The organism is Burkholderia sp. 22088 (assembly GCF_052045915.1).
In the GTDB taxonomy this organism is placed as follows: Bacteria; Pseudomonadota; Gammaproteobacteria; order Burkholderiales; family Burkholderiaceae; genus Burkholderia; species Burkholderia cepacia.
The window spans coordinates 235570-258167 of the sequence record NZ_JBQEPY010000006.1 but is presented as its reverse complement, the minus strand read 5'-3'; the positions used below and the strand labels follow the sequence as shown (position 1 = coordinate 258167).

Genomic DNA, 22598 nt, shown 5'->3' with positions numbered 1-22598 from the left:
GCGTTGTCATATCGCCGTGTAGCGGCGAACCACATCCCGTTTCGATTGTTCTCACGGCGCCGTGCCGCATGACGGCGCCGCGGGAGAGCGCTTGTCTGCCGCCGCGGCGCGTGCCGCATTTGCCTGACCGGCATCGCGGCAGCCTTGCGCACACCGTCATGCGCCGCGCGTTCGTGCGGCGGCGCGATACCAACCGGCGGGCCATGCAGCCTGTCCGGACGAGACTTGTCGTACCTGAAAAGGAGGGGTTGATGATTTGCATTCCTGAATGGCGGAAAGCGATCCTGTCGTGCGCGGTCGTCGCTTTGCCGTTCGTCGCCGGTTGCGGCGGCGGCGACGATCCGGGGCCGATCAACGTGCCGCAGTGCTCGGGGAGCGCGTGCGGGCCGAGCGGTTCCGTCACGACGCCGCCCGTCGTCGCGAAGCTGTGCCCGGACGCGCTCGACTACACGACGACGTACACAGGTGGCGCAGGCAGCGGCGAGTACGTGAAGGTGAAGTTCGACACGACGAAGATGACCTACCAGATGCAGTTCATCGAATCGTCGGTGCCGACGTCGGCGGGGCAGGTCAACAATACGCGCGCAGGCCTGACGATCAGCGGCGCGTTCCATCATCCGACCACGCTCCCGACCGCCGAGCAGAACCGCTGTGCGTTCGTGCTCGACAGCGGCGCGACGAGCGACGGCGCGTATTCGGTGACGATCAACCGTGCGGATCCGCCGATGCTGTTCGTCGGCAATGGCGTGGTGGGCGGCGGGATTCCGGGGGCGACGATTGCGTTCGCCGGTATCCCGCTGCTCCCGGGCATCACGCTCGGCGTCGTACCGTCGCGCACCTTCGATTTCTATCCGTTCATCGGCTTCACCGACACCGAAACCGACTTCACGAAAGTGGCGGGCAACTACAACGAGGTCGGCATCCATCTGTCGCCGATCGGCGGTGATGGTCAGAGCCCGACCGGGCCGGTCGGCTGGGAGCCCGACGTCGTCAACTGGAATCAGACGTTCAATGCGGACGGTTCGTGTTCTATCACGCAGGGCAGCGACTACTCGTGTCAGACGACCGGGACGCCGTGGGCGCAGCGCAAGAACGCGGACGGATCGGCAGACAATGTATTCGTGAGCAATCCGGTGGGGCAGGGGTATCCGATCGCGGGGCAGGGCTCGACGCTGATCATTGCACCGAGTCAGGCGAAAGGCATCATGATCGTCGGCAGGCTGAACGGCGTACTTGTGCCGATCGTGATTCGTGTCGGCTATACGCACGTCGATACGGTCAATCTGTTCGCATCGGTCGCCGATGCCGAAGTCGGCATCTCGATGCTGGCGTCGACGAAAGCGATTGCCGCGAACTCCCTGAAGGGGGGATATATCGGTGCGACCAGCGCATCCGCATGCGGCGTTGTGACATCCAGCGGTCAGGCGAACAAGGTGACGTCGCCGGGGCCGAGCTTCAACCCGAACATGCCGCACCCAGACCTGCCCGGCGTCTTCACCAATAACACCTTCTATTCGGTAGCAGGCAGTTGCGATGACGGCACGGCCGTCTCGACGATGGCCGCGAACTATACGTCCACGCTGTTCCAGGGCAGTACCGCGGCGTTCATCGATCCGCAGACGTCGGGGGTGACCTCGCAGTTCGGGCTCGACTACACGCAGGCGACGCCCGGCAAGATCAAGGTCACGGCCACGCAGGACTTCAACGCGAAGGGCGCGAGCGGCAACGTGGCGATCTTCAAGAAGGGCGACACGGGCTGGCTCGTGACGGCCGGCAATGTCTACGCGATGGTCGTCAACAACAGCCAGGTCAACCCGTTCTTCACGGTCGGCGCGTTCGTCCAGTAACCCTGTATTGAACACGTAACACCGGCGGCGCATGCGTCGCCGCCGGCGAATCGAATTTCAAGAGGATTCCTATGAATTTGAAGCAATGGATGGCCGCGGCATCGCTCGCGCCCGTGCTGGCTGCGTGCGGCGGAGACGGCGACCCGCCGCCCGCGCCGGTGGTCCGGCTGTGCCCGCAGACGATCGACTACAACACGGTGTTCATCGGCGGCTCGGGATCGGGTGAGCTGGTGAAAGTGCAGCTCGACACGACGAAGATGACGTACCGGATGACCTATCTCGCGTCGCCGGTGCCGGCCACGACGGGCACCGTGCAGCCGACGCGCGATACGGCGCCCGCCAATGTGGTCGACGGCACGCTGGCCGACGAAACGGGCCTGCCGACGGTCAAGCTGAACCAGTGCACGTTCCGGATGCAGAACGCGAGCCTCGACCCGAGCCGCCCCGCGCGGCTGTTCCTCGGCGAAGGCGTGCTGGGCGGCGCGATCCCCGGCGCGACGATCCAGTTCGACGGCGTGATCGGCGTCGGCAAGATCCCGAAGACGACGTTCCCGTACTACCCGTTCATCAGCTTCTCGTCGCTGGAAACCGACCTGACGAAGATCGCCGGCAAGTACAACCAGCTCGGCTACCACCAGGTGCCGTCGCAAAGCTTCCAGCCGGTGGCGCTCGACCAGCAGGTGACGATCAACGCGGACGGCAGCTACGTCGAGACCGACAACTTCGGCAAGAAGAACGGCGGGCAGCCGCTCGCGTCGAGCGCGACCGTGAACCAGCCGTTCACGCTGCGTCCGGATGCGCCGGCGTTCCAGTCGCTCAACTACCTGCCGCAGATTCCGCCGACGCTCGCGGCGGTCGATCCCGCGAAGGCCGGCAAGGGGATCCTGATCGTCGGCAAGCTGCGCAACCAGCTCGTGCCGATCTTCATCCGCACCGGCGCGGCGAATGCAGACCTGACGCAGGGCTCGCCGAGCGCGGACGACGAATCGGGCATCTCGTTCCTGAGCCCGCAGACGGCGATCACGCAAGGCTCGCAGAACGGCGAGTACACGGGTGTCGACAGCGCGTTCAACTACCGCGCGACCGCGCTCGTCGGCGCGCAGGCCACGCTGCTCGATCCGTTCAACGCGTCGCAGGCCGCGCTCACGCGTGCACTGAACCTCGATTTCACGCAGAAGGTGCCGGGTGTCGTCACGACCGTGCATGCGGATGCGGCATCGGGGCCGGCGACCGGCAAGTTCGTGTTCACCGGCGGCGTGTTCGGGTTCCTCGACATGAACGATACGAGTAATCCGTACTTCACGGTCGGCGCCTTCGTGCAGTGACGCAAGCCCGGATGGAGACACGGCGGCGCCGCGCGAAGGGGCGCGGCGCCCGGACAGAACGAGAAGGAGACTTCATGAAGAAGCTGATTGTCGCGGGTGTCGTCGCAGGCATATCGACGCTCGCATCGGCCCAGCAGGCGGGCGACAACGTCGCGACGCTGGGCTGGTTGCACATCATGCCGCAGGATTCGACCAACGGGCTCACGACGAATCTCGCCGGCATGCCGATCAACGGGCCGCTGCGCCTGCCCGGGTCGTTCACGTCGCCCGGCACGAGCCTGACCGTCAACAACGCCGATACGGTCGGCCTGACGCTCACGCACTTCTTCACCGACCACATCGCCGTGACGTCGGTGCTCGGCGTGCCGCCGGAGTTCACGCTGACCGGGCACGGCACGATCAGGCCGCCCGGGCCGTCCGGCGCGCTGGGCAGCGTCAACATGGACAACCCGGCTAACCAGCCGGCCGTGAAGAACGCAAGGCAGTGGAGCCCGACGATCATTCTGCAGTACTACTTCAATTCGCCGACGGCGAAGTTCCGCCCGTTCGTCGGGATCGGCGTGGCCTACAGTTGGTTCAGCAATATCGAACTGAACGGCAACTTCGCGAAGGACATCAACGAAAACCTCGGCAGCGTGCTCGCGGCGGGCGCCGGCAAGCCGGGGCCGACGTCGGTCGAGGGCAAGGCGTCGTCGTCGTTCACGCCGGTCTACAACGTGGGCGCGAGCTACGCGATCGACAAGCACTGGGGGCTGACGGCGACGCTGACGTACATGCCGCTGAAGACCTACTCGTCGCTCGTGATCAAGGCGGCCGACGGTTCGACGCTCGCCACCACGCGCACACGGTTGAAGGCGGATCCGCTGATCACGTTCGTCGGGATTTCCTACAAGTTCTGAGCCGTCCGGCGCGCATGACGCGCACCGGCGGCTTCCTGCGACCGTCGGGCCGGAACGATCCGGCCGGGCGGTCGCGTTCCTGGCGGTGTGCCGCCATTTGTGAAGAGAGGGGGCAGTTCAAATGAGCATTCGCAAAATCGTATCGCTTGTTGCTGCAGTGGCTTTCACCGCGGTTTCGGCCGCGCCTGCTTTCGCAGTCACCGTTTCGCGGGCTGATGGTCAGCCGATGAACCCGAATGGCGAGCCGTTCTCGGCGACCGGGCTCACGAACCTCAGCAAGGGCGCGATCAGCGCAGGCTGTACCGCGACGTTCAACGGCACGATCACGTCGACCGGCATCGTCAACATCACGTCGACGACGTTCTCGGGCGGCGCGACATGCTCGCTGATCAACGGCAGCGCGAGCAGTACGTCGCCGTGGACGGGGCAGGCCGACAGCACGACGCAATTGTCGATCAACAACGTGAAGGTGAACGTCACGCTGCTCGGCACCTGCGGGCCGAGCAAGGTTGTCACGACGTGGAGCGATACGAACTCTTCGCTGACGTTCAATAACGCCACGCTGACGCCGGATTGCACGGTGGGCGGCACGGTGCTGACGTCGCCGAAGTTCCACGTGCAGTAAGCGTCGCGGATCGAAGCGGGTACCCGCCGCGCGCGAGGGTCGTGCGACAGGTGCGGCGGGTATTTACGGATTCGAAGGGTTCGTGCCGTCGCGTGCATGGGCGCGACGGCCGGATTCATTCGACAGAGCGGCCGCGTTTCTCGTGTAAGGCCGCCATATATCAAGAGAGAGGCCGTACAGATGAACATTCGTCAAATTGCATCGCTTGTTGCTGCAGTGGCATTCACCGCGGGTTCGGCCGCGCCTGCTTTTGCAGTGACCGTTTCGCGCGTGGACGGCCTGCCGATGAATCCCAATGGCGAACCGTTTTCCGCGTCGGGGCTCACATCGCTCCAGAAGGGCGCGTTCAGTCCGATCAACTGTACGACGACGGTCAACGGCACCGTCACGCCGACCGGCATCGTCAACATCACGTCGACCCAGTTCACCGGCGGCACATTGTGCGTGTTGTTCACCGGTAGCGCGAGCAGTGCGGCGCCATGGACGGGAAACGTGGACAGCACGACGCAAGTGTCGATCAACAACGTGAAGCTGGACATGCGGGTACTCGGTACTTGTGGACCGAGCAAGGTCACGACGGCGTGGAGTGATCCGGACTCGCGCGTGACGCTCAACAACGCCGTGCTGACGCCGGATTGCACGGTGAACGGCTGGCTCGCGACGTCGCCGAAGTTCCACGTGCAGTAAGCGTCGGGCATCGATGCGGGGAACTCGCCTTGCACGAAGGCCGTGCGGGATGTGCGCGGGTTGCCGCTTCGTCGATGCGCTCGAGCCGTCTTCCGTATCAGCGTGACGACAGGCTGGCCGCACGTATCGCGATCCGATGCGTGTGGCGTTGCAGGGTCGGTACGGCGTACCGCGCCATCCGATTCGACTGAATTACCACTATTCCAAATTGGCCAGAACTATCCCGGAAGACCCATGCTTACCGATCCAGCAAAGTATGGCGATGCCCGCGGCGCGACGCCTGACCGGCTGCGCACGGCCGCGTGGCTGCAGTACCTGATCGAATATCTCGACGCTGCCGCTTGCGTAGCGATGGCGGCTGACGGTGGTGACACGACCGTTGCCGCGTCGCAGGCGATACGGATGCGGACAGGCGCGAATCTGTCGCGTGACGCAACGGCCGTGCTTCACGGGCTCGCGCCGTGGATCGCATCGGACGGCGGCGCCTGCGAATGCGACCTGACCGACCCGCGCGGCGCATGCTCGCATGTGCCTTCGATACGGCAACTCGCCGAAGCCGAACGCTGCTGCCCCGGGTCGCGTGCCGCGTTCGACACCGCACACGGCGTGATCGATGCGTGCGCATTCGACGATCCCGATGTCGGCTGGGCCGCACTCGAGCGGATTGCCGGCGGTCTCGAATGCAGCGGGGGGGATGCCGGCACATGCACCGCACATGAGACGGGCGCGCAGGGCGACACGCTGCCTGCGAAGAATCCGAGAGACAGGCTCGCCGTCATCGCGGCGGCGAGCGGAGAAACGTCGACCCTGCCGGGCGCCGTCATCGACGCGATCGTGCTGCATGTGTGCGGGCCGCGCGACGATGCATCGCGTATCGACGAGATGGCTGCGCTCGTGACGTTCTCGGCCGTGCTCGCCGCCGGCGACGGGGCCTCCATCGCCGCGTATGGCGGTCAGCACAACCTCGTTGCGCGGGCGATCCGCACGCATCGCGCCGATCTGGCGTCGGTGGACGGGCTGCTCGCGGCGTTATCCGTATGCAGGCTGGATCGACTCGTCGGCGCGGGCAGCTTTTGGGCTTATTACCTGCTGGCGGGTATCGCGATCGCAGCGCCCGACGCCGTGCGCGAAATCGGTCGCCGCTTTCATGGCGACGAGTGGCAGGCGTGCCTCGATCACGTGCTCGCGTGGCCGGCGGTCAGCCGCTTCGGGCCGAAGGAGGACGTCGCGTTCGATCACCTGCGTGGCGCAATGAGCCTGACGTCGCGATGGAATCCGATCGTCCGCGGGAAGCGGATGCGCAAGCGTGCCGGTGTAGCGCCCTGATTCCACGAGCAAGGGGGCAAGGCCGGCTGACGCGCCAGCTTTTCCGAAGCCTCTTTCGAAGTAATCCGCAAGGATGCCAAACGATTCGCGTACGCGCATCCTGATTCGCGCGCCATGCCGGACCCCGTTCGCTCACGCGAACGGGCATCGGGCGGCAGCGCGCCGAGCCGTCATGCCGTCAGCAGTCCACACTGGCCGTACACCGTACACCGTACACCGTACACCGTACACCGTACACCGCACACCGCACACCGCACACCGCACACCGCACACCGCACACCGCACACCGCACACCGCACCATCCATCCCGCCTGCGCCCCCCGATTCCGGCGCCATCGCCCGAACGCAGTATGATTCCGCAAACGATGCCGGCGACCGCTTCGACGTCACTGCCCGCCCGCGTCGCCGAAGATCTGCCAAGCTTGCTGTAAGCCGGACGCAAACAGCCGCCGTGTGAGAGCGCCGCCGCGAACCCGCGTTCCGACCACCTTCATCGAAACGGTCAGTCAGATGTCAAAGCAAAACAAGAAGATCCTCCTCCTGAGCGTCAGCGCCGGCGCCGGCCATACCCGAGCGGCCGAAGCGATCCGCGCATTCGCCGACCACCATCCCGCCGGCATCGAAGCCACCCACCTGGACGTGATGGATTTCGTGTCCACCGGCTTCCGCAAGCTGTACACCGATCTCTACATCAAGCTCGTCAGCAGCCAGCCGGCGCTGTGGGGCTACCTGTACCAGAAGACGGACGAAGTCGATCCCGCCGCCCCGTCGCAGAAGATCCGGCGCGCGATCGAGCGGCTCAATTGCCGGGCGCTGCTCGCGGAGATCGAACGCCAGCGCCCGGACGCGATCATCTGCACGCACTTCCTGCCGGCCGAACTGCTGTCGCGCGAGATCCGCAAGGAGCGCGTGGACACGCCGGTGTGGGTGCAGGTCACCGATTTCGACCTGCACAGCATGTGGGTCGTGCCGAACATGCGCGGTTATTTCGCGGCCAACGACGAGATCGCGTGGCGCATGCATGCCCGCGGCATGGCGCCTGAAACGGTGCACGTCAGCGGCATCCCGATCATGCCGGCGTTCGGCCAGCCGCTCGATCGCGCGGCCTGCGCGGCCGAGTACGGCCTCGATCCCGCGCGCCCGACCTTCCTGATGATGTCCGGTGGCGCGGGCCTCGGCGGGCTCGACGTGCTGGCGGCGCGCCTGCTCGGGATGGATGCCGACTTCCAGCTGATCGCGCTGGCCGGCAAGAACCAGGCGATGCTGGCATCGTTGCAGGAACTGGCCGCGCAACATCCGGGCCGGTTGTTTCCGCAGGGCTTCACGCAGCAGGTCGAGCGCCTGATGGCCTGCGCCGACCTCGTCATCACGAAGCCGGGCGGCCTGACGACGTCCGAATGTCTCGCGATGCAGTTGCCGATGATCGTCAACTCGCCGATTCCGGGCCAGGAAGAGCGCAATGCGGATTTCCTGCTCGAACAGGGTGTCGCGCTGAAGGCGATCGACGATGACGCGCTCGTCTACCGGATCCGCGCGCTGCTGCAGGCGCCGGAGCGCCTCGCCGACATGCGCCGCCGCCTCGCGCCGCTCGGTCGGCCGCTCGCCGGCCGCTTCGTGCTCGATCGCGTGCTGGGCCTGGAGCCTGCCGCATGAGCGTCGCGCGCTTCGTGCCGACGCGCCATACGCTGTTTGTCATTGCATGGGTCGTGTTGCTCGCGTATTTCTTCGCGAACGTGGAGATCCAGATCGAAGGCAGCGCGGGCTGGGCGGCCAACCTGCCGACGTGGCGCATCGAGCATCACTGGCTGCTCGACATCTTCTGGGGCGGGCGGCCGATGACCGGCTACCACGCGTGGGTGTTCCCGTTCGTCGCGCTGTTCTTTCACTGGCCGGCCGTGTTCAACGGACGGTGGTCGTGGCGCATCGAAGCGCGGATCGTCGCGTGCATCATGGTGTTCTGGCTGACCGAGGATTTCCTGTGGTTCGTGCTGAATCCGGCCTACGGTCTCGCCCGTTTCAATCCGGCCAACGTGCCGTGGCATATCCATTGGTTCGGCGTGGCACCGACCGACTACTGGACGATGAGCGCCGCCGCGATCGTGCTGTTCATTCTTTCCCGCGAGCGCAAGCGCGCGTTCTACTGATCCCCGACCCGACATGAAACTCGCCTTCATTGCCGTGCTTTCCGTCACGCTCGCCGGGCTCGTGCAGCCGGCCCATGCGGACCCGGCCTCCGAGGTGTCCGCCCGGCCGAGGCCGATCAAATGGGCGCAGGGTGTGACCGATGCGCATGTGAACAACCTGCATCGGATCACGCCGACGCTGTACCGCAGTGCGCAGCTGTCGCGCGCGGATGTGCCGGAACTGCAGAAGCTCGGCATTCGCAAGGTCATCAGCTTCCGTTCGTTTCACGCGGACGACAGCATCCTGGCCGGCACGCAGATCAAGATGCAGCGCATCCGGATCAACACCTGGGACATCCGCGACGAAGACATGGTCGCGGCGCTGAAGGCGCTGCGTACGGCCGACCAGGACGGCCCGGTGCTGATCCACTGCCAGCACGGCGCCGATCGTACCGGCCTCGTGTCGGCGTTGTACCGGATGGTGTACCAGGGCTGGACGCGCGAGCAGGCGCTCGACGAACTGCAGCATGGCGGCTACGGGTTCCATCCGATCTGGCAGAACATCACGGACTATCTAAAGCGCGTGGATGTCGAGCGGTTGCGGCAGGAGGTCAATAGCGGCTGAGCCGGAAAGGAAAAACGCCGCCGACGGGAACCGTCGGCGGCGTTTCTTTTTGGGCGAGCGGACAGCATGCCCGCCGTCGTCAAACCGTCTCCGGCTGCCGCACGGCCTTGGCGACATTCCGCGCCATCGTCCCGTTCGCGACGAAATAAGGCACGTCGACACGCGCGAGCGGTTGCTTGCCACGAATCTTGTCCGCGATTTTCTCCGCGATCATGATCGTCGGCGCATTGAGGTTGCCGGTCGTGATGATCGGCATGATCGACGCATCGACCACACGCAGCCCTTCCAGCCCGTGCACACGGCCTTCTTCATCGACCACCGCCATATCGTCGTAACCCATCTTGCACGAGCACGACGGATGGAACGCGGTTTCCGCGCGGGCCCGCACGAACGCGTCGAGTTCCTTGTCGGTCTTGCAGTCCGCGCCCGGGTTCAGCTCGCGGCCGCGATAGCGGTCGAGCGCGGGCTGCCGCATGATTTCACGCGTCGCGCGGATCGCATCGCGGAACTCGCGCCAGTCGAGCGCTTCGGCCATGTAATTGAACAGGATGCTCGGATGCTGGTTCGGATCGCGCGAGCGCAGCTTCACGCGGCCGCGGCTCGGCGAGCGCATCGAGCCCACGTGCGCCTGGAAGCCGTGCATCTCGATCGCGTTCGAGCCGTTGTAGTTGATCGCCACCGGCAGGAAGTGGTACTGGATGTTCGGCCACAGGTCGTCGTCGCGCGTGCGGATGAAGCCGCCCGCCTCGAAGTGGTTGCTCGCGCCGAGGCCCGTACCGTTCAGCATCCATTCGAGGCCGATCTTCGGCTGGTTCCACCACTTCAGCGCCGGGTACAGGGAGACGGGTTCCTTGCACTCGTACTGGATGTACATCTCCAGGTGATCCTGCAGGTTCTGGCCGACGCCGGGCAGGTCGAGCACGACGGGAATGTCGAGTTCCTTCAGCCACGCGCCGGGGCCGACGCCCGAGCGCTGCAGCAGTTGCGGGGACGCGATCGCGCCGCTGCACACGAGCACTTCGCGGCGCGCGTGCGCGGTCGCGCGTTCGTTGCCGCGCAGGTACGTGACGCCCGATGCGCGCTTGCCGTCGAACAGGATGCGATCGGCGAGCGCATGCGTGACGATCTCGAGGTTCGGCCGTGCACGCGCCTGGTCGAGGTAACCGCGCGCGGTGCTCGCCCGGCGGCCCTTCGGCGTGACGGTGCGGTCCATCGGGCCGAAGCCTTCCTGCTGATAGCCGTTCAGGTCGTCGGTGCGCGGATAGCCGGCCTGCACACCCGCGTCGACCATCGCCTCGAACAGCGGGTTCACGCCCGGCTTGCTGGTCGTGACCGACACGGGGCCGCTGCCGCCGTGATAGTCGTTCGGGCCGACGTCGCGCGTCTCGGCTTTCTTGAAGTACGGCAGGCAGTCGAGATACGTCCAGTTCTCGAGGCCCTTGTGCGTCGACCAGTTGTCGTAGTCGAGCGCGTTGCCGCGGATGTAGCACATCCCGTTGATCAGCGACGAGCCGCCGAGCCCCTTGCCGCGCCCGCATTCCATCCGGCGGTTGTCCATGTGCGGCTCGGGGTCGGTTTCGTACGCCCAGTTGTAGCGGCGGCCCTGCAGCGGATAGGCGAGCGCCGCCGGCATCTGCGTGCGGAAGTCGAAGCGGTAGTCGGGGCCGCCCGCTTCGAGCAGCAGCACCGTCACGTCCGGATCTTCCGTCAGGCGCGTTGCGAGCACGTTGCCCGCGGAACCCGCGCCGCAGATGATGTAGTCGTATTCGCGTGTCGTCATGACGGTCAATCTCCTTTCGTGATCCTTAAAACACCGGGTTGTAGCGGCCGAGCTCGACCTGCACCGACTTGATTCGAGTGTAGTGCTCGAGCGTCGTGATGCCGTTCTCGCGTCCGACACCGGATTGCTTGTATCCGCCAACCGGCATCTCGGCCGGCGATTCGCCCCACGTGTTGATCCAGCAGATGCCGGCCTCGAGGCGATGGATCGTGCGGTGCGCGCGCGACAGGTTTTCCGTCACGACGCCGGCTGCGAGCCCGTAGTGCGTGTCGTTCGCGCGGGCGATCACTTCGTCTTCCGATTCGAAATCGAGGATGCTCATCACTGGCCCGAAGATTTCCTCGCGGACGATCTTCATGTCGTCGCGGCAATCGCCGAACACGGTCGGCGCGACGTATTGGCCGCCGCCGAAGTGGCCGTCTGTCAGGCGCGTGCCGCCCGCGAGCAGCTTTGCGCCTTCGGCCTTGCCGCTTTCGATGAAGCCGAGCACCTTGTCGAGCTGCGCGGCCGAGACGAGCGGGCCGAAGTTGGTGTCGGCGTCGGTCGGCTTGCCCACGCGGATGCGCTTCACGCGTTCGAGTACCTTCTGCGTGAACGCGTCCTTGACCGAACGGTGCACGAACACGCGCGTGCCGTTCGTGCAGACCTGGCCCGAGCTGAAGAAGTTGGCAGTGACCGCGATGTCGGCCGCGCGGTCGAGATCCGCATCGTCGAACACGATCAGCGGCGACTTGCCGCCGAGCTCCATCGTCACTTCCTTCAGCGACGATGCGCCGGCCAGCGACATCACCTTCTTGCCCGTCTCGACGCCGCCGGTGAACGACACCTTCGCGATGTCCGGATGGCCCGTCAGCAGCGCGCCGACCGAGCCGTCGCCCTGCACGACGTTGAACACGCCGGCCGGCACGCCGGCTTCCGTGTAGATTTCCGCGAGCTTCAGCGCGGTGAGCGGCGTGACTTCGCTCGGCTTGAACACCATCGCGTTGCCGGCCGCGAGCGCGGGCGCCGTCTTCCAGCACGCGATCTGGATCGGGTAGTTCCATGCGCCGATGCCCGCGCACACGCCGAGCGGCTCGCGCCGCGTGTAGACGAACGATTCGGCGCGCAGCGGCACCTGCAGCCCTTCGATCGCGGTGGCGAGGCCCGCGTAGTACTCGATCACGTCCGCGCCGGTGACGATGTCGACCGCGAGCGTCTCGGCGATCGGCTTGCCCGTGTCGCGCGTTTCCAGCGCCGCGAGTTCGTCGTTGCGCTCGCGCAGCAGGTCGACCGCGCGGCGCAGGATGCGCGAGCGCTGCATCGCGGTCATCGCGGCCCATTCACGCTGGCCTTCCTGCGCGGATGCAACCGCGCGATCGACGTCGGCCGCGCTGGCCTGCTGCACCTGCGCGAGCAGTTCGCCGGTGGCGGGATCGAAGGTGTCGAAAGTCTTGCCGCTCGTGGCGTCGACGTAACCGCCACCGATGTAGAGGCGCTGCAAACCGAATACGGACATGAGGATCTCCTTGAGGGCGACTGCGTCGCGCGTCAGTCGGACGCGAGCAGCAGGTCGATGTAATCGTGGGCGAGCTTCAATGCAGCCCGGGTGTCGATCGGGCCGCCGGCGAGTGCGCCGCGCAGCCACAGGCCGTCGATCAGCGCGGCGAGGCCGCCGGCGGCTTCGCGCGCTTGCGTGCGGGGCAACGCCTTCGCGAATTCCGCGCACAGGTTCGAATGGAGGCGCCGCGTGTTGACGTGCTGCAGGCGCTTGAGCATCGGGTCGTGCATGCTCTGCGACCAGAACGCGAGCCACGTCTTCATGACGGGCGCGCTCACCTGTGTGTCGTCGAAGTTCGCGGCGGCGATCGCGCGCAGCCGCGAGCGCGGGTCCTTGCGTGCCGCCACGCGGCGGCGCGTGGTGGCCGACCACAGGTCGCGCAGCACGTGCCGCATCGTCGCTTCGAGCAGGCCGTCCTTGTCGCCGAAGTAGTGGCTGACGATGCCCGTCGAGATGTTCGCGCGTTGCGCGACGGACGCGAGCGTCGTGCCGGGCAGGCCCGCTTCGTCGATCGAACGCAGCGTGGCGTCGATCAACTGTGCGCGGCGAATCTCCCGCATTCCGACTTTCGGCATCGCGACTCCCTTCGCCCGGACGGGCCGTCCATGGAAGTCGAGAGCTTAGCGGTTTTTTATTGATCGTTCAATCAACAAAAAATCGGGGTCTGACGGTGACGGCGGGTGCCGGGCAGACGAAAGGGCAGTCGGCCGTGCGTTGTGCAGGTGCGGAAAAATAATCGAAAGATGGTTAAGAAAACAGAAGTTTGTTTAAAACGCTTTCTGAAGTCGGCGATCAATCAGGTTAATCGTTGCGGGTGTCGAAGCGATTACGGAATGAAAGAATATTGAGCTGTGTGATATTCGGTGAAATATGGAAGCCGGTTGAAGAAGCGACGTCACGTTTCATTCATGAAAATTCGTTTTAAATAGGTGAATTAAACGGTTCAAGTTATTGAATTTAAATGAATATCGAATGGTGGGGCGGGGTTCGACCGGCGCTCCGCAAACGATTGCGATCACCCTCGAAAGGATTCCGTCTACCATAAAAATGGCGGAATAATTTGAAGCGGTGATATTTCCTGACAGAGTAGAGGGTATCGTTGGAATGACTTGAGTCAGTAATATTGTCCGTATTAGTATGGCGCCGCACTACGAGGAATGAATCGATGCCGCCGGTATTGCCGCGGTGCATTGGCCAATCGCGCGATTCGGATTGCGCGCGAAAACCGGCGCAGCCATTGCGCACCTGCAGCATGCCGCGACGTCGAGACGCCGCATCCACCGGAGAACGACGATGCTGACCGAAAAACACGTGGTCCCGCTACCGAATGGTCTGAAGGTCTACGTCGAACGGAACGTGTTCGACCCGGCGTTCGACACGGCGATGCTCGTCAACGGCGCGCTCGCGACGACCGCGTCGTTCGGGCAGACCGTCCAGTATCTCGGCGAGCGGATGAACACGATCTGCTTCGACCTGCCGTACGCGGGGCAGTCGCGCCAGCACAACCCGGGCTGCTTCATCCTGACGAAAGACGACGAAGCCGCGATCCTGCAGTACCTGGTCGAGCGTTTCGCGCCGGCCTACCTCGTGTCGGTGTCGTGGGGCGGCGTGGCGTCGCTGTTCGCGCTCGCACGCGGCTGCCCGAGCGTGCGGCGCGCGGCGATCTGCTCGTTCTCGCCGTTCCTGAACGACGCGATGGTCGACTACGTGACGCGCGCCCGCGACCACATCGCGGCCGGCGAGAACCTGAAGGCCGCGCAGTTGCTGAACGACACCGTCGGCCGCTACCTGCCGCGCATCATGAAGCTGTACAACTACCGCTATCTCACGCGCCTGCCGCGCGACGAGCAGGACCAGGTCGCGTTCCACGTCGACCAGATCCTGTCGCTGCAGCCCGAGCGCTACCTCAGCGAGTTCTCGAACATCGGCTGCGAGCTCCTGTTCCTGAACGGCGAGCGTGACGAATACACGACGCCCGCCGACGTGCGCCAGCTCGGCGCGCATGTGCCGCGCGCGCGGTTCGCGACGGTGCCGGACGCCGGCCACTTCCTCGACATCGAAGGCCGCGCGCAGCGCGAATACACGCGTGCGGCGCTGCTCGACTTTTTCTGCGGCGAGTCGTCGCTCGCCGCCGGCATCGCGCTCGCCGCCGCGCAGGCGTGCGTGCCCGCGCCGATGCACGCGCTGTCGTCGTGACGCCGCGCGCCGTGCGTCCGGTACGCAGCGCGCATCCGAATTCCCATCCCAACGAGGCAGGCCAGCCGTGAATATCGTTCAGACCATCGCCATCGTCGTTCCGTGGGCCGCGTGGCTCGCCTACTGGATCGCCACTTCGCAAGGCGTGAAGGCGACCGTGCGCAAGGAAGCGTCGCGCTCGCGCACGCTGCAGTCGATTCCGCTGATCGTCGGCGGCGCGCTGATCATCCTGCCCGATCCGTCGTGGCAGGCACTCGTGCCCGACTGGCAGCGTTTCGGCCTGCAGGCGCAGTGCGGGCTCGCGGTGCTGGTCGCGGGCCTGCTGTTCTCGGTGTGGGCGCGGCTGCATCTCGGCACGAACTGGAGCGTGTCGGTCACGCTGAAGGAAGACCATGAACTCGTGCGCACCGGGCCGTACGCGCTCGTGCGTCACCCGATCTATACGGGCTGCCTGATCGCGCTCGTCGGCGCCGCGCTGATCGGCGGCGAATGGCGCGGCGCGATCGGCGTGCTGCTCGTGTTCGCGTCGCTCGCGTACAAGGTGCGCGTCGAGGAAAGCTGGCTGACCGGGTATTTCGGGCCGGCATACACGCAGTACCGCCGCGAGGTCGCGGCGCTGATTCCCGGCTTCTACTGATCCCCGCGAGGCGCGCGATGGCGAAGATGATCGTGACCGCGATCGGCTCGGCGGGCGACGTGCATCCGCTGCTCGGCGTCGCGCGCACGCTCGCGGCGCGCGGTCACGACGTCGTGTTCTGCACGCACGCGCCGTTCGAGGCGGCCGTGCGCCATTGCGGGTTCGAATTCGTGCCGATCGGCACCGCGGCCGAATACGAGGCCGCGATGGCGAACCCCGCGCTGTGGGATTCGCGCACGTCGTTTCGCACGCTGTGGCAGGTGATCGCACCGACGCTGCGCCCGCACTACGACGCGCTGCGTGCGCTGGCCGACGGCGATACGGTGCTCGTCGGCACGCTGTGGGCGTTCTCCGCGCGCTTCATGCAGGAGCTGCACGGCACGCCGTACGTGTCGGTGCAGGTGTCGCCGTCGACGCTGCTGTCCGCGCATGCGCCGCCGACCCACCCGCGCCTGACGATTCCCGCGCGTTGGCCGCTGCCCGTGAAGGCGGCGCTGATGACGCTGATCGAGCGCCGGGTGCTCGATCGCACATGCGGCCCCGCGCTCAACGCGGTGCGCCGCGATCTCGGGCTCGCGCCCGCGCGGCGCGTGCTGGGCCGCTGGCTGCATTCCACCGACGGCGTGCTGTGCCTGTTTCCCGGCTGGTTCGCGCCGCCGCAGCCGGACTGGCCGTCGAATCATCTGCAAAGCGGTTTTCCGTTGTTCAACGATATTGCGACTCCCGACGACGATGTGGCACTCGATGCGTTTCTCGCGGCCGGCGAACCCCCGGTCGTGTTCACGGCCGGTTCGACACGCGTCGATCACGCGGCCTACGCGCGCGCGGTGGCGGACGCGCTGCGCGCGACCGGCGCGCGCGGGATCCTGCTGACGCCGCACGATGCGGCGCCGGACGGCGACCGTTTGCTCGTGCGCCGCTTCGTGCCGATGCGCACGCTGCTGCCGCGCTGCCGCGCGCTCGTGCATCACGGCGGGATCGGCACGGCGGCGCTCGCGTTCGAAGCCGGGATCGCGCAGGTCGTCACGCCGTTCGCGCACGACCAGTTCGACAACGCGCAACGGGTTGCCGCGAGCGGCTGCGGCGTGCGGGCCGACGGCCCGGTCGACGGTGCGCGGCTCGGCGCGGCGCTCGCGCGCGTGCTCGGCGAGGCCGCGTTTGCCGCGCACGCGGCGCGTACACGCGCACGGCTGGCGGCCGAGCGGGACGGCTGCGCTGCCGCCGCCGATTTCATCGAGCGGTTCGCGCCGCCGCGCGGGCGGCCAGCCGCACGGCCCGAAGCCGCGGTGGCCGGCGCATGAGCACCGCGTCGCCGCTTCACGACGAGCCCGTCGTGGCGTCCGCGTTCGATGCGCCGGCCCTGGCGTCGGAACCGGCCGCGCAGCCGGTGCGCGGCATCCGGCTCGCGCTGCTGACGTTCGCGCTGTCGCTCGCGACCTTCATCGAGGTGCTCGACTCGACCGTGACGAACGTCGCGGTGCCGGCGATCTCCGGCAGTCTCGGCGTATCGAACAGCCAGGGCACGTGGGTGATCAGTTCGTATTCGGTCGCGGCCGCGATCGCGGTGCCGCTGACGGGCTGGCTCGCGCGCCGCGTCGGCGAACTGCGGCTGTTCGTCGGCGCGGTGCTGCTGTTCACGCTGACGTCGCTGCTGTGCGGGCTCGCGCGCGACCTGCACGTGCTCGTGATCTGCCGTGCGCTGCAGGGGCTGTGCTCGGGGCCGATGGTGCCGCTGTCGCAGACGATCCTGCTGCGCACGTTTCCGCCGGACAAGCGCACGATCGCGCTCGCGCTGTGGGCGATGACGGTGCTGCTCGCGCCGATCTTCGGGCCGGTGGTCGGCGGCTGGATCGTCGACAACTTCTCGTGGCCGTGGATCTTCCTGATCAACCTGCCGATCGGGCTGTTCTCGTTCGCGGTCTGCACCGCGATGCTGCGCCCCGACGCGCAACGCGGCACGGCCGGCCCGATCGACGTGCCGGGCATCGTGCTGCTCGTGATCGGCGTCGGCTCGCTGCAGGCGATGCTCGATCTCGGCCATGATCGCGGCTGGTTCGGTTCGCCGCTGATCGTCACGCTGGCGGTGGTCGCGGGGCTCGCGATCGTGTCGCTGTTGATCTGGGAGGCGGGCGAGGCGCATCCCGTCGTCGACCTGAGCCTGTTCCGCGATCGCACGTTCTCGTTCTGCGTGCTGATCATCTCGCTCGGGATGATGAGCTTCTCGGTAGTCGGCGTCGTGTTTCCGCTGTGGATGCAGGCCGTAATGGGCTACAACGCGTTTCACGCGGGGCTCGCGACGGCGTCGCTCGGCGTGCTCGCGCTGGTGTTCTCGATTCTCGTCGGGATCCACGCGCACCGCTTCGACGCGCGCGTGCTCGCGACCTTCGGCTTCCTCGTGTTCGCGGCCGTGCTCGCGTGGGATGCGCATTTCACGCTGAAGATGACGTTCGCGCAGATCGCCGCGCCGGGGCTGATCCAGGGGATCGGGCTGCCGTGCTTCTTCATTCCGCTGACGGCCGCGACGCTGTCGCGCATTCCGGACGACAGGCTCGCCGCCGCGTCGAGCCTGTCGAACTTCCTGCGCACGCTGTCGGCCGCGTTCGGCACCGCGATGAGCGTGACGCTGTGGGACAACCGCGCGACCTATCACTACGACGTCGTGTCGCAATCCGTCACGCACGCATCGGCGAACACGCAGCGCTTCGTGCACACGCTGAACGCGATGGGCGTGGACGGCGTGCGCGAGCTGACGACGCTGCACCAGGTCGTGATGCAGCAGGCCTACATGATGGCGACCAACGACATGTTCTGGATGGCGAGCATGACGTGTCTCGCACTCGCGGCGATGATGTGGCTGACGCGGCCGAAGCGTGGCGCGGCCGCGTCGTTCGGGCATTGAGGAGAGGAACATGACGACACTCGGCGCACTCGTGATCCTGTATCACCCGAGCGACGCGCAGCTCGACGCGCTCGGCACCTGGCGGCACGCGTGCGATGCGCTGCTCGTCGTCGACAACACGCCGCAGCCCGATGCGCGGGCCCGCGAGCTGTGCGCGCGCGAGGGCATCGCGCTGCTGCATCACGGCAATCGCGGCGGCATTGCCGGCGCGTACAACGCGGGCCTCGCGGCGCTGTTTCGCGACCGCGTCGATGCCGTCGCGCTGTTCGACCAGGATTCGTCCGTGCCCGCCGCGTACTTCCCCGCGATGCGCGACGTCTGCGCAGGGCTCGCGGGGCGCGCGTTCCTGGCCGGCCCGCGCATTTTCGACGAGAACGTGCGCAGTTTCCTGCCCGAACTCTCGACCAACGGGATCGGGCTGCGCCGCTTGCGCATCGAGCCGGGCGCGCCGCTGCAGCGTTGCGCGTTCCTGATCTCGTCGGGCTGCGTCGTGTCGCGCGATGCGTTCGACGTGCTCGGCCGCTTCGACGAGACGCTGTTCATCGATCACGTCGACACCGAGTACAGCTTTCGCGCACTGGCGCGCAACGTGCCGCTCTATGTCGTGCCGTCGCTGGTGCTGCCGCACCGGATCGGCGCGAAGCAGCGTCACGCGATCGGCCCGTTCGAAATGACGTCGATGAATCACTCGTGGCAACGGCGCTACTACAGCGCACGCAATGCGGTGCAGCTCGGGATGCAGTACGGGCTGCGCTTTCCGGTGGCGATCGTGCCGAACCTGCTGACCGTGTGGCAGGTCGTGCAGATCGCGCTCGTCGAACGCGACAAGCGCGCGAAGCTCGCCGGCATCCTGTTCGGCATCGCGGACGGCCTGTTCGGCCGGCTCGGCCCGCTCGAGCGCACGCGGCCGCGGCTGGCCGAGCGGGCGCGGCGCGTCGAGCGGCGCATTCAGCAGGGATGAGGAGCGAGATGCGGCGTGTGAAACAAGCAGCGGGTTGGGCGCATCGCATGAAGGGCGGCGCGGTGATCGGTGCCGCGGCGGTGTCGCTGGCACTGGGCGGATGCGTGCCGACGGGCTTCCTGCCGTCGCTGTCGTTGCACGCGCCGGCCGACGATGCGCTCGCGCAGACGGCCGGCCCCGGCGTGAACGGCGCGTGGCCCGCGCCCGACTGGGTGAAGCAGTTGCAGGATCCGCAGCTCGACGGGCTGGTCGCCGAGGCATCGCAGAACAACCCCGACCTGCAGGTTGCGCAGGCGCGGCTGCGGATCGCGCAGGCGCAGCTTCAGCAGTTCGATTCGTTGACGGGGCTGACGGGCACGGCCGGCGCAACGGTCAGCCGCGCGCGGATGCCGAAGCCGGGCGACGACGTCGCCAACGTATCGGTCGGCGGCTATCGCGTGCCGGTCGAGATCTTCGGCGATCCGAACGTATCGCCGTCGTCGGTGTTCGTCGGGCTCAACTACCAGCTCGACCTGTGGGGCAAGAACCGCGCCGCGACGAAGAGCCTGATGTCGCTGCGTGAAGCGGCGCGGGTCGAGGCCGAGCAGGTGCGGCTCACGCTGGCGGTCGCGATCGTCACCGTGTACTGCCAGCTCGACCAGGCCTATGCGATGCAGGAACTGCTGCAGCAGAAGCTGAAGGTGAGCCAGCGCGTGACGACCGTGCTGCGCGAGCGCACCGCGCGCGGGCTCGACAACGCGTACGACGCGAGCGATGCCGCGATCAAGCGCAGCAAGCTGCTCGCGCAGATCGCGCAGAACGACGAGCAGATCAAGCTCGCGCAACTGCAGCTCGGCGTGCTGTCGGGCCGCGGCCCGGAGCGCGGGCTCGCGCTGCAGCGACCGCGCGTCGGCGCATTTGCCGGCGGCGCGCTGCCCGCGCGGCTGCCGGCCGGTCTCCTCGGCCGCCGGCCCGACATCGTCGCCGCGCGGTTGCGCGTCGAAGCCGCGTTCGCGAATGCCGATTCGACGCGTGCGCAGTTCTATCCGGACGTGAACCTCGTCGCGCTCGGCGGCGTGTTCGCGCTGACGCCCGCGTCGCTGTTCTCGCGCGACGCGCTCGCCGGTTCCGTCGGCCCGGCGATCTCGCTGCCGGTCTTCGATCGCGGCCGGCTGAAGGCGAAGCTCGGTGCGGACGTCGCACAGGCCGACGTGGCGATCGGGCTGTACAACAAGACCGTCGACGACGCGCTCGGGCAGGTCGCGCAACTCGTCACGTCGCTGCAGACGTCGCAGACGCTCGTCGCGCAGCAGCAGGACGCGGTCGCGGCCGCGCAAAAGATCGTGCAGATCGCGACCGACCGCCACCGGCGCGGCGTGCTGATGCAGAAGGACGTGGATGTCGCGGATCTCACGCTGATCGACGAGCGCGCGCAGTTGATCGCGCTGCTCGGCCGGCAGCGCACGCTGCGTGTCGGGCTGGTCGGTGCGTTGGGCGGCGGATTCGATGCGGGCGCGACGGTCGCGCATCGGGCGCGTAGCGGGGCGGCGAAGCGAGATGCGTCGACCGTCGCACCCGCAGCGCCCGCGATGGCGGCTGCGACCGCCACGACCGCATCCGCCGCGAACGCGGGCACATCGGTGGCGGGGCCGTCGGCCGATGCGCGTGCGCGGAGCATGGCCGTCCCGCAGGTCGTCGCCGCATCGTATACCGGGGCCGCACGACGCGACGACGCGGCACGCACGCCGGCCGTCGCCGCGACGCCTCGCGGCACCCCCGTTCCCGCGCGCACGGCGGCCGCGATTCCGGCGCCGAGCCTGCCGCTCATGCCGCCGATCCCCCTGTTCCAGCACGATCGTCTGATCGTCACGCAAAGCGACTGATGCACCACGACAACCTACATACCGCCGCGCCGCCGGCCGCACTGAACGATCCTGCACTCGACGCGCGCCGCGCGACGCGTCGCAAGCGCTTCATCGTGTTCTTCGCGGTCGTGCTGGTGGCCGCGCTTGCATGGATCGCATACTGGTTGCTGAGCGATCGCTATTACGAAGACACCGACGACGCGTACGTGGCCGGCAGCATCGTGCAGGTCGCCGCGCAGATCCCGGGATCGGTGACCGACGTCGTGGTCGCCGATACGCAGGCCGTGCGCGCCGGCCAGACGCTCGTGAAGCTCGACGACACCGAGGCGTCCGTCGCGTTCGCGCAGGCGAAGGCGCAGCTCGCACAGGCCGTGCGGCAGGTCGCGAACGCGAAGATCTCGAACACGATGTACGTCGAGGCCGTGAACGCGCGGCGCGCCGACCTGTCGCTCGCGCAGCGCGCGTTCGCCGCGCGCTCCGGTGCATCGGTCGAGATCGTCGCACCCGAGGAACTCGCACGTGCCCGGGCGGCGGTCGCCGGTGCACAGGCGAATCTTGCGGCCGCGCAGGCGCAGCTCGACGCGGCGCGCGCGCTCGGCACCAGGCTGCCCGTCGACGAAAACCCGGCCGTCGTGCAGGCGGCCGCGCAGTTCAAGCTCGCGTACCGCAACCTGAAGCGCACGACGATCGTCGCGCCCGTCGACGGCACGATCGGGCAGCGTTCGGTGCAGGTCGGCCAGCAGGTCGGGCCCGGCGTGCCGCTGATGTCGATCGTGCAGCTCAACCGGCTGTGGATCGAGGCGAATTTCAAGGAAGGGCAGATCCGTCACATGCGCATCGGGCAGCCGGTCGAGGTCGTGTCGGATCTCTACGGCTCGCGCGTGACCTATCGCGGCCGTGTGCAGGGCTTCTCGGCGGGGACGGGCAGCGCGTTCTCGATGCTGCCGTCGCAGAACGCGGCCGGCAACTGGATCAAGGTCGTGCAGCGTGTGCCGGTCGTCATTGCGCTCGAGCCGCGCGATCTCGCCGCGCATCCGCTGCGCGTCGGGCTGTCGATGCGCGCAACGGTCGACACGCACGACCGCAACGGTCACGCGCTCGACAGCGAGCCGCCGACGCCGGCCGTCAGCACGCGCGTGCATGACGGGGTGGCGAGCGACGCGGAAGCGGCGGCGGCCGCGATCATTCGCGAGAATCAGGGCGGGTAGCGCCTGCCCGGGAGAGGGGCGGCCGATCGCGACGACCGGCCCGCCCCCGCGCGTCACGCCGTCCGCGAAACCTTTCCAT

The 22598-nt window shown here is 67.2% G+C and carries 19 protein-coding genes; 16 read left to right on the top strand and 3 right to left on the bottom strand.

Annotated features, from left to right (window positions below; translation table 11 throughout):
• Positions 1-251 precede the first annotated feature (251 nt).
• The 9 genes from ACTJLD_RS13935 to ACTJLD_RS13895 all read left to right on the top strand — a co-directional run bounded on the left by ACTJLD_RS13935 (position 252) and on the right by ACTJLD_RS13895 (position 9457).
• On the top strand, positions 252-1847 hold the full coding sequence (locus ACTJLD_RS13935; protein WP_134256967.1) for a DUF2957 domain-containing protein: 1596 nt from the start codon (positions 252-254) through the stop codon (positions 1845-1847).
• Positions 1848-1918: 71 nt separating this feature from the next.
• Positions 1919-3172 (top strand): DUF2957 domain-containing protein, encoded by a 1254-nt coding sequence (locus ACTJLD_RS13930; protein ID WP_027789760.1) that lies wholly within the window; start codon positions 1919-1921, stop codon positions 3170-3172.
• Positions 3173-3246: 74 nt separating this feature from the next.
• Positions 3247-4071 (top strand): OmpW/AlkL family protein, encoded by an 825-nt coding sequence (locus ACTJLD_RS13925; protein WP_048026405.1) that lies wholly within the window; start codon positions 3247-3249, stop codon positions 4069-4071.
• 121 nt (positions 4072-4192) lie between these two features.
• Positions 4193-4696 carry a hypothetical protein gene (locus ACTJLD_RS13920; protein WP_021160324.1) on the top strand — a complete coding sequence of 168 codons (504 nt, stop codon included), beginning with the start codon at positions 4193-4195 and terminating at the stop codon, positions 4694-4696.
• A gap of 180 nt (positions 4697-4876) precedes the next feature.
• Positions 4877-5383 carry a hypothetical protein gene (locus ACTJLD_RS13915; protein ID WP_059698471.1) on the top strand — a complete coding sequence of 169 codons (507 nt, stop codon included), beginning with the start codon at positions 4877-4879 and terminating at the stop codon, positions 5381-5383.
• 234 nt (positions 5384-5617) lie between these two features.
• Positions 5618-6709 (top strand): hypothetical protein, encoded by a 1092-nt coding sequence (locus tag ACTJLD_RS13910; protein ID WP_440659040.1) that lies wholly within the window; start codon positions 5618-5620, stop codon positions 6707-6709.
• A 510-nt stretch (positions 6710-7219) separates the two neighbouring features.
• On the top strand, positions 7220-8362 hold the full coding sequence (locus ACTJLD_RS13905) for an MGDG synthase family glycosyltransferase (protein ID WP_059687002.1): 1143 nt from the start codon (positions 7220-7222) through the stop codon (positions 8360-8362).
• Complete coding sequence (locus tag ACTJLD_RS13900; RefSeq protein WP_440659039.1) at positions 8359-8853, top strand: hypothetical protein; 495 nt, start codon at positions 8359-8361, stop codon at positions 8851-8853. The genes ACTJLD_RS13905 and ACTJLD_RS13900 overlap by 4 nt, the downstream gene beginning before the upstream one ends.
• 13 nt (positions 8854-8866) lie before the next feature.
• Entirely contained in the window at positions 8867-9457 is a 591-nt protein-coding gene (locus tag ACTJLD_RS13895; RefSeq protein WP_124535218.1) for a dual specificity protein phosphatase family protein, read from the top strand.
• 79 nt (positions 9458-9536) lie between these two features.
• Here the strand turns inward: ACTJLD_RS13895 and betA are convergent, their stop codons facing one another.
• From betA to betI, 3 genes are read right to left on the bottom strand one after another with little or no spacing between them, the layout of a single operon-like run.
• Positions 9537-11237 (bottom strand): choline dehydrogenase, encoded by a 1701-nt coding sequence (gene betA / locus ACTJLD_RS13890; protein ID WP_440659037.1) that lies wholly within the window; start codon positions 11235-11237, stop codon positions 9537-9539.
• 25 nt (positions 11238-11262) lie between these two features.
• Entirely contained in the window at positions 11263-12732 is a 1470-nt protein-coding gene (gene betB, locus ACTJLD_RS13885; RefSeq protein WP_027789748.1) for a betaine-aldehyde dehydrogenase, read from the bottom strand.
• Between the two features lie 32 nt (positions 12733-12764).
• Positions 12765-13349 carry a transcriptional regulator BetI gene (betI, locus tag ACTJLD_RS13880; RefSeq protein WP_060197307.1) on the bottom strand — a complete coding sequence of 195 codons (585 nt, stop codon included), beginning with the start codon at positions 13347-13349 and terminating at the stop codon, positions 12765-12767.
• Between the two features lie 718 nt (positions 13350-14067).
• On the opposite strand from betI, the gene ACTJLD_RS13875 reads away from it, so the two are divergent.
• The 7 genes from ACTJLD_RS13875 to ACTJLD_RS13845 all read left to right on the top strand — a co-directional run bounded on the left by ACTJLD_RS13875 (position 14068) and on the right by ACTJLD_RS13845 (position 22519).
• A complete protein-coding gene (locus tag ACTJLD_RS13875; protein WP_027789746.1) occupies positions 14068-14970 on the top strand; it encodes an alpha/beta fold hydrolase in 903 nt (300 codons plus the stop codon).
• A gap of 67 nt (positions 14971-15037) precedes the next feature.
• On the top strand, positions 15038-15607 hold the full coding sequence (locus ACTJLD_RS13870) for a methyltransferase family protein (protein WP_027789745.1): 570 nt from the start codon (positions 15038-15040) through the stop codon (positions 15605-15607).
• 17 nt (positions 15608-15624) lie between these two features.
• Entirely contained in the window at positions 15625-16908 is a 1284-nt protein-coding gene (locus ACTJLD_RS13865; protein WP_440659034.1) for a glycosyltransferase, read from the top strand.
• Positions 16905-18506, top strand: a complete 1602-nt coding sequence (locus tag ACTJLD_RS13860; protein WP_440659032.1) for a DHA2 family efflux MFS transporter permease subunit — start codon at positions 16905-16907, stop codon at positions 18504-18506. Before ACTJLD_RS13865 ends, ACTJLD_RS13860 begins: the two co-directional genes overlap by 4 nt.
• Before the next feature lie 10 nt (positions 18507-18516).
• Complete coding sequence (locus tag ACTJLD_RS13855) at positions 18517-19467, top strand: glycosyltransferase family 2 protein (protein ID WP_124817806.1); 951 nt, start codon at positions 18517-18519, stop codon at positions 19465-19467.
• An 8-nt stretch (positions 19468-19475) separates the two neighbouring features.
• On the top strand, positions 19476-21329 hold the full coding sequence (locus tag ACTJLD_RS13850) for an efflux transporter outer membrane subunit (protein ID WP_440659029.1): 1854 nt from the start codon (positions 19476-19478) through the stop codon (positions 21327-21329).
• Positions 21329-22519, top strand: coding sequence for an HlyD family secretion protein (locus ACTJLD_RS13845; RefSeq protein ID WP_060197317.1), 1191 nt, complete (start codon positions 21329-21331; stop codon positions 22517-22519). Before ACTJLD_RS13850 ends, ACTJLD_RS13845 begins: the two co-directional genes overlap by 1 nt.
• The last annotated feature ends 79 nt before the right edge of the window (positions 22520-22598 follow it).

Bases quoted from the DNA above. Each gene is read 5' to 3' on its own strand.
- ACTJLD_RS13855 (WP_124817806.1), top strand. From the start codon at position 18,517: ATGACGACACTCGGCGCACTCGTGATCCTGTATCACCCGAGCGACGCG.
- ACTJLD_RS13860 (WP_440659032.1), top strand. From the start codon at position 16,905: ATGAGCACCGCGTCGCCGCTTCACGACGAGCCCGTCGTGGCGTCCGCG.
- betA (WP_440659037.1), bottom strand. From the start codon at position 11,237: ATGACGACACGCGAATACGACTACATCATCTGCGGCGCGGGTTCCGCG.
- betI (WP_060197307.1), bottom strand. From the start codon at position 13,349: ATGCCGAAAGTCGGAATGCGGGAGATTCGCCGCGCACAGTTGATCGAC.
- ACTJLD_RS13905 (WP_059687002.1), top strand. From the start codon at position 7,220: ATGTCAAAGCAAAACAAGAAGATCCTCCTCCTGAGCGTCAGCGCCGGC.
- ACTJLD_RS13875 (WP_027789746.1), top strand. From the start codon at position 14,068: ATGCTGACCGAAAAACACGTGGTCCCGCTACCGAATGGTCTGAAGGTC.
- ACTJLD_RS13915 (WP_059698471.1), top strand. From the start codon at position 4,877: ATGAACATTCGTCAAATTGCATCGCTTGTTGCTGCAGTGGCATTCACC.
- betB (WP_027789748.1), bottom strand. From the start codon at position 12,732: ATGTCCGTATTCGGTTTGCAGCGCCTCTACATCGGTGGCGGTTACGTC.
- ACTJLD_RS13900 (WP_440659039.1), top strand. From the start codon at position 8,359: ATGAGCGTCGCGCGCTTCGTGCCGACGCGCCATACGCTGTTTGTCATT.
- ACTJLD_RS13930 (WP_027789760.1), top strand. From the start codon at position 1,919: ATGAATTTGAAGCAATGGATGGCCGCGGCATCGCTCGCGCCCGTGCTG.
- ACTJLD_RS13910 (WP_440659040.1), top strand. From the start codon at position 5,618: ATGCTTACCGATCCAGCAAAGTATGGCGATGCCCGCGGCGCGACGCCT.
- ACTJLD_RS13850 (WP_440659029.1), top strand. From the start codon at position 19,476: ATGCGGCGTGTGAAACAAGCAGCGGGTTGGGCGCATCGCATGAAGGGC.
- ACTJLD_RS13865 (WP_440659034.1), top strand. From the start codon at position 15,625: ATGGCGAAGATGATCGTGACCGCGATCGGCTCGGCGGGCGACGTGCAT.
- ACTJLD_RS13895 (WP_124535218.1), top strand. From the start codon at position 8,867: ATGAAACTCGCCTTCATTGCCGTGCTTTCCGTCACGCTCGCCGGGCTC.
- ACTJLD_RS13845 (WP_060197317.1), top strand. From the start codon at position 21,329: ATGCACCACGACAACCTACATACCGCCGCGCCGCCGGCCGCACTGAAC.
- ACTJLD_RS13925 (WP_048026405.1), top strand. From the start codon at position 3,247: ATGAAGAAGCTGATTGTCGCGGGTGTCGTCGCAGGCATATCGACGCTC.
- ACTJLD_RS13920 (WP_021160324.1), top strand. From the start codon at position 4,193: ATGAGCATTCGCAAAATCGTATCGCTTGTTGCTGCAGTGGCTTTCACC.
- ACTJLD_RS13935 (WP_134256967.1), top strand. From the start codon at position 252: ATGATTTGCATTCCTGAATGGCGGAAAGCGATCCTGTCGTGCGCGGTC.